4 protein-coding genes are annotated in these 12,989 nt (G+C 41.7%); 1 reads left to right on the forward strand and 3 read right to left on the reverse strand.

Annotation, left to right across the window (positions count from 1 at the left end; genetic code table 11):
* Positions 1-181 precede the first annotated feature (181 nt).
* Positions 182-2,434, reverse strand: a complete 2,253-nt coding sequence (gene pbpC / locus AABK37_RS04650; protein ID WP_432550426.1) for a penicillin-binding protein 1C — start codon at positions 2,432-2,434, stop codon at positions 182-184.
* A gap of 410 nt (positions 2,435-2,844) precedes the next feature.
* Between pbpC and AABK37_RS04655 the strand changes: the two genes are divergently transcribed.
* On the forward strand, positions 2,845-8,520 hold the full coding sequence (locus AABK37_RS04655) for an alpha-2-macroglobulin family protein (protein WP_432550427.1): 5,676 nt from the start codon (positions 2,845-2,847) through the stop codon (positions 8,518-8,520).
* Positions 8,521-8,953: 433 nt separating this feature from the next.
* On the opposite strand, the gene AABK37_RS04660 is transcribed toward AABK37_RS04655, so the two are convergent.
* Both AABK37_RS04660 and AABK37_RS04665 read right to left on the reverse strand, forming a co-directional pair.
* On the reverse strand, positions 8,954-11,650 hold the full coding sequence (locus tag AABK37_RS04660; RefSeq protein ID WP_432550428.1) for a TonB-dependent siderophore receptor: 2,697 nt from the start codon (positions 11,648-11,650) through the stop codon (positions 8,954-8,956).
* 99 nt (positions 11,651-11,749) lie between these two features.
* A complete protein-coding gene (locus AABK37_RS04665) occupies positions 11,750-12,748 on the reverse strand; it encodes a helix-turn-helix transcriptional regulator (protein WP_432550429.1) in 999 nt (332 codons plus the stop codon).
* Positions 12,749-12,989: the final 241 nt, after the last annotated feature.

Here is a 12,989-nt window from a genome sequence, read left to right on the forward strand (position 1 = left end):
GCTGCCACTGAGATTTTAGTTACTCTTACCGGAAAAATCACAGTGGCGCATCCCTCTATTTACAATTAAAGCCTATGGCTTTATTTATCTCTTCACTCTTTAGATAGTTCTTTCCTGAAAAAAAGAAAAAATAAATTTCTGATGCTGCCCAGAAACCCGACTTATTAAAGAAGTCGGGTTTCTAATAAGAAAAGCCGCGACGTGTGGGTTTGATATTTGCTAACTGTACTTGAAAAGTTACTTTATCGCTGATTTCACCACTTTTTGCTGATAAAGTCCAGCTACCGGGACGTAATGTCCAAAATAACGCATTTGCGGATGTATCTAACTTTTCACCATTCAACCTCCATTCTACAGGTTCAGATGATATTCCCCCTAGCTTAAATTCTAATTTTTGCTTTCCTTCTTCACCTGGATATAATAAGAAGAAATCGCGATTGTGAGGCGATAAAATCTTGAAATTGTTAGAAGCTAAATTGAATTGATTTTGTCTTGCTAACCATTCATCATACTCACCGGGTAAATTGAACTGAAGACGTTCATAACTGCTTTTGTCTTCTGGAGAGAAATATTCTTCTACAACCGAGGTGCAACTTGGTGTAGGTTTTAACCCTGAAGTTGCACACATCGGTAGTTTTACCATCCCTGACGGAGAAGGAAAATTAGCTGGTTCTTGTGAGGAGTGCAAATGTAACATAATTCGATTCCACAAAGGCGCTGCACCTGTAACTCCAGATACTTGGCGCATCGGTTCGCCGTCGAAATTACCTACCCAGGTAGCCACTGTGTAATCGCTAGAAAAGCCGACAGTCCATGTATCGCGAAAATTAGAAGATGTGCCCGTTTTGACTGCCGCAGCAAATGGTAAATTGAGTACCGAGTCTACACCAAAAGCTGTCGCACGCGCATAGCGATCGCTCAACATGTCAACAATTAATTGCCACGTCGTCCCGTAGGGGCGGGGTTCTCCCGCCCGTATTGGCGGCGAATCAGAAAATGTGGTTATAATTGGTATGGCTTGTCCAAATCGTGCTATAGTCACATAAGCTTTAGCTAATTCCCACAAACTGACTTCGCCACTACCCAGAGTCAAGCCCAAACCGTAATATTCTGCCGGCTGAGTTAAGTGTGCAAACCCCAAGTCATGCAGACGATTTAAAAAATTCTGCACGCCAACCTTTTCTAACACCCTGACTGCTGGTACATTCAGCGAATTCGCCAAAGCGACGCGCACCCGCACCGGTCCATTAAAGCTTCGCGTATAATCTGTAGGACTGTAAAGTTTTGCCCCCGGAATCGCGTAGTTTGCCGGCACATCTGCTAAAATAGAATTGGGACGAATTACAGATTTTTCTAAAGCTAACTCATATAAAAACGGCTTGAGTGTAGACCCTGGTTGACGCAGCGCCTGAACTCCATCATTACGTCCGAGTTTGGCTTCGTTAAAGTAATCAGGGGAACCGACATAAGCCAAAACTTCCCCGGTGTGATTGTCGATTACTAAAGCAGCTGCGTCATGAACATTATTCGCAACGAGGTTGGTAAGTACTTGCTGTACTTGTGCTTCCACAAACTGTTGTAAAGGACGATTGATGGTGGTGCGGATGGGAGATGAAGATTTGTTAAGCGAAGTTGGCGGGATTTGACTTGATAGCCAAAATAAAAAATGTGGTGCGGCAATAATTCCCGGTTGACGAGACTGAAATATAACTTTTTCGGTGTATGCTCGTTGGGCGATCGCCTTCGTAATATATCCATCCTGTATCATTCGATTAAGGACGTATTTTTGCCGCTGTTTCAAGCGTTGATAATGTTCGTAAGGATTAAAGTAAGTGGGATTATTGGGGATAGCAGCTAATAAACTCGCTTGTGCGAGATTCAAATCGCTTGCAGGTATGGAGAAATAGATGCGAGATGCAGCTTCTACACCATAGATATTTCCTCCCATCGGCAAACGATTGATGTATGCACTCAGGATATCATCTTTGTTCATTCCGGCTGTTAACCGCCAAGATAACCAAATTTCCTGAGTTTTGCCTGATACGGTGCGGGGTAGTGAATCCAACATCCGCGCTAGTTGCATGGTGATGGTAGAAGCACCGGAAAGTATTCTTTTGGCGTGAATTGCGTCTTTGATAGCGCGGGCGATCGCTTTCAAATCTAGTGCGCCGTGGTGATAAAACGTACCGTCTTCCGCCGCTAAGATAGCGTGGATAAATTGGGGGGAAACTTGATTTAGGGGTACGACTGCGGTATGTTCGCGATCGCGTGTGAGTAGCGTTCCTAATAATAGCTGATTGCGGTCTGTAAAGGCGATCGCTTGTTTATCTTGAGCAATATCTGCGGTACGAATTGGCGCCAAGTACGGCAATAAGCGTATTGTCACACATAATAGCAGAATTACGATAAGCGTAGTGAGGGCTTTAGCCCTCATTATAATAGATTTAAGGGCTGAAGCCCTGACTACAAACTTCTTTCTACTCATCTATATTAAGATTTGTAATGTTTTTCGGAAACAATCAGACTCAATTGGTTGTCTAAATAGTCCATACAATTTTTATCACATAGGACTTACCCAAAAACCCTTTGAAACCCTCTTCTCTTCTCCTGTCGGAGACGCGAAGCGCGAACGTGTCCTTCGCGTCTTCGCGGTTCGTTTTTTTCATTCTTCTGCGTAAGTCCTACTCCCTTCCCGCTCAAACAATACCTATTTAACGAACCGCGAAGACACGAAGGACACGAAGGAGGAAGGAAAAGAAGATAGGTGATTTTATAGCGGGAAGGGAATATCACAATTACTAGCACTTTTAAACTGCTACATTACTTTATTTTATTTTTTTTAACATGTTCATAAGAATAATCCAGTCCTTGCTTATCCTAGCATTTGTAATAGGAATAACAGGGTGTAATTTAATTGGTATCGCTCCAGGTAAAGAACAACTTCCAGAAGTTTCTGCACTAACTCCCCCGAATTTACCAGATTGGATTGAACAAATTAGTCCACTCGGAGATGCTAAACCTCTTCAGCAAATTCGCATCCGTTTTAAAGAAGCTTTAATTCCTCTTGAAAGTCTTGATAACCCAGAACAAGAAAGTTTGTTACAAAAGTTTGAAATTACGCCAAATTTACCTGGTCATTTTCGATTTTTGACACCGCGTATGGTAGGATTTCAAGCTGAGAAAGCACTACCAAAAGCAACGCGATTTCAAGTTACTCTCAAAGTTGGTTTAGCTGACTTACAAAAACACCGTCTTGAGAAAGATTTAGCTTGGACTTTCAACACCGAACCCATCAATTTAAGTAATTTACCAGGTGTGAACCCCATAGACAAGACTGAAGAATCGATTGATTTAAAAGAGAAATTGCAATTTACATCAAATGTAGAATTGAATTTAGCTTCAGTGGAAAAGCATTTGCAACTTATTCCGGAAGGGAAAAAGCAGGGTGTACGCTTTAAAGTTGATTTAGCGAAAGAAGAAAATGAAGAACCGCTAGAAAAGTTTGACCCTTCAACACGCAATTGGGTTTATAACCTGATTCCGCAGCAAAATCTCAAAAAAGCAACTCGCTATCGCTTGCAATTTTCTCCCGGTGTGCGTCCGGCTGATGGTAATCTCTTAAGTGAGAAAGAGTTTGTCAGTAAGCTAACAACTTATTCTCCGCTGACATTTCAAGGAATTAAATTTTACGGGCAACCTGATGCAGGTGGAACATATGGCAGATTTATTCAAGGTAGTCCACAGTTAGAATTTAATAACGTCTTAGTAGCAGATTCGGCTATTGAAAATATTAAAATTAATCCGGCACCGCAAGACATTTCTCGACTTATTCAAGTCAACGACCAAGATAAACTTGTCAGCATCAATCCTTATGCTTTAAAACCTGCCACTCATTATACAATTACGATTGGTGCAAATCTCAAAGATAAGTTTGGGCAGACTTTAGGTAAACCAGTTACCGTCAATTATCATACAGGAGATTTAGCGGGGGATATTTGGGTTCCTGATGGATTAAATATTTTCCCAGCGGGTAAGAATTTACAACTCAATATAAATACAGTCAACTTGCCAGAGTCAAAATATAAAGCTGCTTATAAAGTACTTAAACCAACAGATTTAGTTTATTTTAACAGTGGGAATGATTTATTACCTAAATCGTCGGAATGGCAAAGCTTTAAGTTAGCGACGAAGAAGAATCAATCAGTTGATGTGAGTATTCCTTTGCGAGAAAAGCTGGGTAGGTCTACAGGAATGCTAGCTTATGGAGTACAGGGACGCACTAATAAATATCAAGAGAATAATAAACAACTTTGGAGAGAATCTACGAGTTATGGGTTAGTTCAGTTAACGAATTTGGGTGTATTTTCGCAGTGGTTTCCGGAATCGAGTTTGATTCGGGTTCATCATCTTGCTGATGGTTCACCTGTAAAAGGTGCTGCTGTGGAAATTTATGAATCAAAATTGAATGCCAAATCTCGTCCGCAACCCGTAGCTTGTGCATCGAGTAAAACTGATGAAAATGGAAACTTAAGGCTGAATCGTTCAGATTTGCAGTCATGTTATGCTGAAAGCAAAAGCTTGAAAAAATCACCAGAACTATTAGTAGTAGCGCGTGAAAATCAAGATTGGGCATTTGCACGCACTGATGAATATAGCGGTGCTTATGGTTATGGTATTGATGCAGGTTGGCAAAATGATAAACCTGAATCACGCGGAATAATTTTCTCTGATAGGCAGTTATATCAAGCAAGTGAAAAAGCTTATTTTACTGGCTTCGCTGATTATTTGCAAAATGGTATCATTCAGCAAGATAAAAATGCTGTTTACCAATTAACTATTATAAATCCAGATGGGCAAAAGACAGATTTAGGTACGCAAACAACGAATGAGTTTGGTACGTTTTCTCTGGAAGTCCCTATCAAAAGCAATCAAAAATTAGGTTATTATACAATTCAAGCGAAGGGGAAAAACGGACACGAAATTTCTGGAGAATTTCGCGTAGCTGAATTTAAACCACCAAATTTTAAAGTTGAATTAGCTTTAGATAAGCAATTTGCTTCTATTGGTGATAATATTGCAGCGAAAACCACAAGTAATTATCTGTTCGGTTCACCTGTGTCAGCAGGAAAGGCAAAATATTTTGTCACGAGAAACCAAACTAATTTTATTCCTAAAGGTTGGGAAGAATTCAGTTTTGGCAGACAATGGCTTTTCCCGGAAGAATCTCCGTCTTTACCAAGCGATGTTTTGCAAACTGATACCCAGCTAGATGCTAATGGTAAAAGCAGTCAAGTTGTAAATGTGGAGAAATTGCCTTATCCGATGATTTATCGGGTGGATGTTGAAGTGTCAGATGTTTCTAATTTATCTGTAGCGAATTCTCAGACTTTTACAGCTTTGCCGAGTAATCGTCTCATCGGTTTAAAAAGTAACTTTGTCGCTGAAGCAGGTCTTGCTTTTCCGATTCAAGCTATCGTTTCGGACTTTACGGGAAAAGTGCTGGAAGGTCAACGCATTAAGCTGGAATTGCAGCAGATGAAATACAGCAGTTTAACTCAAGTGGTGGAAGGTAGTAAAACTGCGAAAAATCAAGTTGAATATAAGACGGTTGGAAAAGTAGAATTTACATCTGGTAACAGTCCTCAATCTGTAAGTTTAACACCGACTGAATCAGGTTCTTACAGAATTCAAGCTAATTTTAGCGATGCGAAAGATGATTTAAGCGCTACAGATTTGCAAATTTGGGCAACTGGTGAAAATCCAGTAACTTGGGGTGAAGGTGAAAAAGACAAGTTGGAGGTGAAACTTGATAAAAAAGAGTTTAAAGTCGGTGAAACTGCTACCGCACTGATTCAATCTCCCTATCCAGAAGGAGAATTGTACTTTGCTGTTGTCAAAGACAAACTTATTTATCAACAGATTACCAAAGTTAAGGGCGGTGCGCCACAAATTCAATTTAAAGTTACACCAGAAATGCTACCAAATGCAGCAGTTGAAGCTGTGTTGCTGCGTCAGGGTGTTCCTCTAAATAAATTGCAACCCGGAAGTTTAAATAATTTAGGAAAAATTGGCTTTGCACCTTTTAAAGTGAATTTGTCAGATAAATATTTAAAGGTGCAAGTTACACCTTTGCAAACTTCATTAGAACCTGGTGCGTCAGAAACGGTACAATTGGAACTCAAAGACAATCAAGGAAATCCCACCAAAGGACAATTCACCGTCATGGTGGTGAATGAAGCGGTGTTACAACTTTCTGGTTATCGTCCTCCAGATTTGGTAAATACGGTTTATGCTGAACAATCAATATCTACCCGCTTTAGCGATAATCGTCAAAATGTGGTGGTAGAACAAAACGCGATCGCTAAACCGAAAGGTTGGGGTTATGGTGGTGGTTTCTCAGCCGGTGCAGCAAATACCCGCATCCGCAAAGATTTTCAAGCTTTAGCTTACTATAATAATGTACGTACAGACGCTGATGGTAAAGCACAGATAACATTTAAATTACCAGATAATTTAACTACATGGCGAGTAATGGCTGTAGCTACTGATGGAAATTTACGTTTTGGTAATGCCGAAACAACGTTTATCACCACAAAGCCACTACTTACTAATCCAATATTGCCACAATTTGCGCGTCCAGGCGATCGCATTCTCTCCGGTTTATCCATAACTAACAACACTAACTCATCTGGTACTCTGGCAATTAATGGTACAGTTAGCGGTACAATCAACTTTGAAGGCAAAAATCCCACAGCCGCTTCTTTACAAACCCAGACTCAATCAGCTACTTCTGCTTATCGCTTTCCCATCGTCGCTTTGAGTGTTGGTGAAAGTAAAGTCCGCTTTACCACTCAACTAAATCGCAACACCGATGCTTTTGAAGTACCTTTGGAAGTTAAACCGCTGGAAGTCACAGAAGAAGTTGTCGAAACTGGTGTTACTGCGAATCAAGTAAAAATTCCTTTGAATGTCGATAAAAATGTCTTTCCCGAAGCGGGAGGTTTAGACATTCAATTAGCGAGTAATTTGATTCCGGAAATTAAAGCACCCGCCAAGCAGGTTATGGAAGATGATGATTTACCTTTTGCTGAACCAGCTGCGAGTCAATTGATAGTTGCCGCTAATCTGCAAACACTCTCAGAGAAATACGGTCAGACTTTCCCAGAGTTTAATTTTACCAAACAATCAACCCAAGCGATCGCCCAATTGCAAAAACTCCAACTTGCCGATGGTGGTTTTGCAGCTTACCCAGGACAAGAAAAGTCAGATCCTTGGATTTCTCTTTATGTGGCTGAATCTTTGGCGAAAGCAAATGTCGATGCAGGGATGATACCACGCCTCAAGGGATATTTGCAGAAAATCCTCGCCAACCCCGGACAATTTGAGTTTTGCAAACAGCAACTTTGTAAAAGCCAAATCCAACTTAATGCTTTAATGTCTATTGCACAATTTGGCGATAAACGCAATAGCTTTCTGACAGATATTTACCAACAACGCAACGCTTTTGATTTAGTAACGCAAATTAAATTAACGCGATATCTATCTCAGTTTCCCGAATGGCAAGATGAATCTAAACAACTTTTACAGCAGTTACAACAATATATATATGAAACTGGTCGCACCGCAGTGATAAATTTACCCAGCAGCTGGGGATGGATGAATTCACCGACAACCGCACAAGCGCAAGCTTTACGTTTGTTTATCACTGCCAAAGCTAAACCAGAAGTTATCGATAAGTTATTTCAAAGTCTTTTAACACTCCGACGCAATGGAACATGGCAAACTAGTTATGACAATGCCCAAGCGCTGACAGCTTTGGTGGAATATGCGAAACTGCAACCAACACCAGCGAATTTTATTGCGACTGTGAAATTAGCCGATAAGAAAATCGGAGAAAGTAAATTTCAAGGATACCGCAATTCTAGTTTACAGCTAAATGTGGCGATCGCTAACTTACCTCGCGGACATCACGATTTAATTCTGCAAAAATCAGCTTCAGGCAGATTACACTATCTACTAGCTTATCGCTATCGCTTGCAAGGAAATCAACCTGGAAGATTTAACGGTTTACGCATATCGCGAGAAATTAGCCGTGTCGGTGATGGAAAAGTCTTGCAAAAAATCGGACTTTATGCTAAAGATAAGCCGTTGACAATAGAAACCGGACAGGTGTTTGATATAGGTTTAGAAGTTATTGTAGATCATCCTGTAGAGCATGTGGTGATTAACGATCCGCTACCTGCGGGATTTGAAGCTGTCGATGAAAGCTTTCAAACTGCCACATCTGCGTTAAAAGCAAAAGCCGATAATTGGCAACTTAACTTTAAGACAATTTATAGCGATCGCATTATCGCCTACGCCGACCATTTAGATCCAGGCGTTTATAGCCTTCATTACTTAGTGCGTGGAGTGACACCCGGTACATTTCTTTATCCAGGTGCGAAAGTACACCTGCAATATGCACCTGAAGAATTTGGGCGATCGGCTGATTCTACGTTAGTCTTGGAGGAGCGTAAATAACCGTAGTCAGGACTTCACTTTTTCATGCGATCGCGGAACTTTCATCAATCTCTCACTTTCGGTAAAACAATATAACTATTGAGTTGTTTGTTAAATATTATCACTTATTTAGAAATCCTCTGTGAATTTAGAGAGGATTTTCCTGATTTTAAAAAGATGTGCGATCGCTTCACTAGCTAACCACAAACAAAGTGGTGCGATCGCTTTTTTGATTATCTAACTTTTACTTACAAGTTTAACCATTTCCATTATCTGCTGTCTGTGTTTCCTTTTGTAACGATGTAGTTAGAGCGATCGGTACCGTCTCGGAGAGAATCGCCCAACAACAGGAAACTATCACTCCCAACCCCTAACTAATATTTGGTAAGTTGTCCACAAAACGAGTGCTGTGTTCGGGCAAGTTATTCAGCCAATGACCAACAAAGCGAGCGAGTTAAAACGTCCAGCTGATGGAGCCAATGATTGTCAACGGCTCACCTCTTCTAATGTAGATTCTTCCACCGTCGGAAACACCGAAATAATCTGTATCAAATAGATTCCGGATATTAATTGCGGCATTAAACCGATCCCGACGGTAGTAAATTGCCGCATCAGTCCGCAGGTAATCTCCGACTGCAAACGAGTTATCTAAATCTCCCTGGCGATCGCCGACATAAAATAGCCCCAAACCAAATCCTAAGCCTTCCAAAGCGCCCTTTTGAATGAAATAAGTTGTCCAGAGGCTGGCTTGATTTTCTGGCACATTCTGTAATCTATTGCCTATGGGAATGACGTTATCTTCGGTAACTTCGGCATTGGTATAGGCATAGGCAGCGGTCACTTTCCATCCGGGCAAAATTTCACCCGTGATATCTAACTCAATTCCGCGACTTCTCTGCTCCCCCGTCTGAGTTGAAACGGGAGGGCTACTACCTGGAACGGGTGTGGTTACATTGGTCTTCGTGATTTGATAAGCTGCCAGTGTTGTTGAAAGTCTACCCTCTAAAAAATCAGCTTTAATCCCTGCCTCATATTGAGTGCCTTTGGTTGGCTCGAAAGTGTCACCACTCTGGCTAACTCCATAGGCTGGGTTAAACGATTGACTGTAGCTGCCATAGAGAGACACCGATTGACTGGGTTGATACACTAACCCAACGCGAGGACTGAAAGCAAAATCGTTTTGTTCTGAAGTATTTTCCACCTCTTGTGAAATCCAATCCAAGCGTCCACCAATCAATAGCTTCAGGTTGTCTAGAAAAGCGATTTGATCTTGAAGGTAGACTCCGTAACGTTGAATAGTAGGAAATAGAAAGGGAACACGTTCTGAAAAATTTGGTTTTGGAATATCGTAGTTTGGGTTGAAGACATCTAGATCGGGGACAGTAGCTCTAGCAAATTCATAAGTATCGTTACGGTGACTGAAATCAAAACCTACTAAGAGTTGGTGTGAAATCGATCCAGTCTTAAACTTGCCAAGCAGATCGATCTGTGCAAAGTAGTTGTCTTGGGTAAATTTAGCATCGAATGCAGTTAGGCTTAGGTTGCGATTATTGCTTAAATTTGTTGGGCTAAAATACACCTCATTAGTATCGCTATTAACCGCAGAAAAATTGTTGCGAATTTGCCAATTGTCGCTAAACTCGTGTTGCAGGGTGTAGCCATATCTTTGAGTCGTCTTGTCATTAAAGGCAAAATCAGGATAGCCCAGAAAGCGGTTCCGAGGCGGCTTCGTGCCATCGCTGGCAAGAAAATGGTAGCTATCATACGCTCCAGAGAAATCAAGGTATTCATAGTACAGGTTGAGGGCTGTCCGATCGCCCAATTTCCAGGTGATTGTAGGAGCGATGGTGAGGAAATCTTTGGTAACAAAATCTTGAAAACTGTCTGAACTTTGATAGCTGACGTTGAAGCGATAGAGCAGGGTTTTATCAACATTCAATGGTCCTGAGAAATCGAGGCTGGGCTGATAAAATGAGCGGTTTCCTGCCTCAAATGCGAGTTGATAAAAGGGTTCACTCAAGGGTTGTTTGGTGACAATGTTAACGATTCCGCCCGGTTCTACCGCTCCAAATAAAACTGAGGCAGGACCTTTGAGCACTTCCACCTGCTCGATGGTTCCGATTCCGGTTAGACCGTAGCGATCGGCATTATCTCGATAGCCATTTCGGAACTGTTGCGGCTGCTCAAATCCTCTGATGTAACCGGCTCCCGCAGGCAGACCCAGAAGTTGTATGGGAACAACACCACTCACTGTTTCTAATGCCTCAGTCACAGTTCTCACATTGCGATCTTGGAGCACCTCTTGCGGCACTACCTGAATCGATTGCGGAATGTCGCGTATCGGTGTATCTGTCCTTGTCGCTGTGGAGGCATTAGGCACACGATACCCATCTTGCTCTCCCGTCACTACCAACTCAATCGGTTCATCATCTTGAGCTGATGGTTGACTTGGTTGTGTCTGAGTTTGCGGTTTATCTGGTTGTGGTTGCTGTGTAGCTGATGCCACACTCGCAACTCCAAAAATTAAACCTTCATCAGCGTCAAACAACTCCACAACTGGTAAACTCGCTTCACCCGTCACCGTCACCCTGATAGTATTGCCGTCGAAATTTGTTACCGTTATTTGAGTAATTCCCGCAAGTGGTTTTTCGGAACGAAATGTAAAAGCCTCGCCCGAAGGTAAACGCAGTTGTGCATTCGGAATATCAACGATAAAACTATTACCAGTACTGCGATTGACAACTTGCAACTGCTTCCCACCAGTCGTCTGTAAAATCACCTCCACACCTTTATCGGTGGGATTTGCTTTCACTCCTGTAACTTGCACAATTTCTTGAGAAGGCGTGTTTGGTACTGCTGGCGACTGTCCCAGTAACATTTGAGCGCTAGTATGAGGACGTTCCATCTCACTGAGTTGCAGAATTTTCGGGGTGGAGATGGGTTTTAATTTATTTCTATTGATTACCCAGTCCCCAGTCGCTTTTACTGGCGGCTGCTGCTGCTGATTCTCTGCTTTCTGGGTACCCGCTTCTGCCCAAGCGGTTGATGTGAACAACAGCGTCACCGCCATTCCGAGAGAAAATTGTGCGACTCGTAACATCAAGGTGGTCAATCTAACATTGTGGATGTAACCCTGTCTCATACTATCCATGCCCAATCTAAAAAGATAATTTTTATCAACAAGCTTAGAAAAGTAAGATTACAGGATTCACAAATGCATTGCCACATGGTAGAGCGACAATTTTTATCCTTACGGCGATTTTTTTCCTAATTGACATTGCTTCGGTGTGATGCCAAATTTGCGCTTAAATGCTTCGGTAAAATGTCCTAAATGACAATACCCCACAGCATGGGCAATTTCTGACACTTGCATATCTCTGTACCGCAGCAATATCTGTGCCTGCTCCATGCGATGATGATGTAAATAAGCAAATACTGTTGTGCCAAAGAGTTCTCGAAAGCCCCGTTGCAGTTTGCGCTCATTCAAGCCTACGAGTTGTGCCAGTTCCATCATTGAAAGCGGATTGTTTAATCGCTGGTGTAAAATGTCTCTAGCATGATGTATGCGAGCGATCGTGTCTGGCTTAAGTGGCACTGAAGACGAAATTTGTCCCCCATCTGCCCAAATTAAGTCCAATTGCATTGCTAGCAGTTCAAACACTTTTGCTTGCAGATACAAGCGTCTGATCGCGCCCTGGTAGGGAGAATTTAATATTTGCTGCATTGTAACTTGCATTGCTAAAGTCACATCTGGATAAAATGATGTCTTCCATTCGTTTTCTTTAATCAACAGCTTTAAGTTAGGAGTCATGCGCTTTGTCTGTCTTGGCAAAAACCCTGCTAACACTTCAGGTTCAATCTCGACGTTAATGCAAGTCATACGCTCTAATTTTTTATACTTTGCTGTATGAGCAGGTGAAATCCCACTACCAGATAAGTAAAAGCTTTTCCCGCCAAGATTCGGATGTACCTCATCACAATAAATGAATCCGGATGCAAAAATTATAAATTGCACTAGATGATTGTGGACAGGTGACTTCATCGCTACATCATGGTGAAATTCATAGTCACAAATTTCCAGTTCTACACCGGGAGCTAACTTCATACCCCGACAATACCCTAGTCCCAGACATTTAGGCAGTTCTTGGAGTGTTTCAAATTCGTCAAGCAAGATGCTGTGGTTTTGAGGATTTTGATTCTGTTGACACCACAGTTCGTCCCAATTGTCTAAGGAAAGGATGATTGTCATCTTAATAATTAATACAAAAAATTGTTAATAATTTTACCAGAATTACTGGCTATTATTTTCATCTACTGGTCGCGTATCGACTGTAATAGTCTTAAATATTTTGTGGATAGCAAGATATTCAACTTCTTCAACTTTGTAGCGAAAAGCAAAGCGCCCGCGCTTTGCTTTTCGCACCGAAGCTTTCACGGAAAAACGAATCGAGGGCTTACTCCCAAAAAAAGTTAGAATAAGCGAATTGCCC

It is taken from the genome of Tolypothrix sp. VBCCA 56010, from assembly GCF_050875635.1.
In the GTDB taxonomy this organism is placed as follows: Bacteria; Cyanobacteriota; Cyanobacteriia; order Cyanobacteriales; family Nostocaceae; genus Hassallia.

Coding starts and splice junctions, on each gene's coding strand:
- pbpC (WP_432550426.1), bottom strand. CDS start 2,434: ATGAGGGCTAAAGCCCTCACTACGCTTATCGTAATTCTGCTATTATGT.
- AABK37_RS04655 (WP_432550427.1), top strand. CDS start 2,845: ATGTTCATAAGAATAATCCAGTCCTTGCTTATCCTAGCATTTGTAATA.
- AABK37_RS04660 (WP_432550428.1), bottom strand. CDS start 11,650: ATGGATAGTATGAGACAGGGTTACATCCACAATGTTAGATTGACCACC.
- AABK37_RS04665 (WP_432550429.1), bottom strand. CDS start 12,748: ATGACAATCATCCTTTCCTTAGACAATTGGGACGAACTGTGGTGTCAA.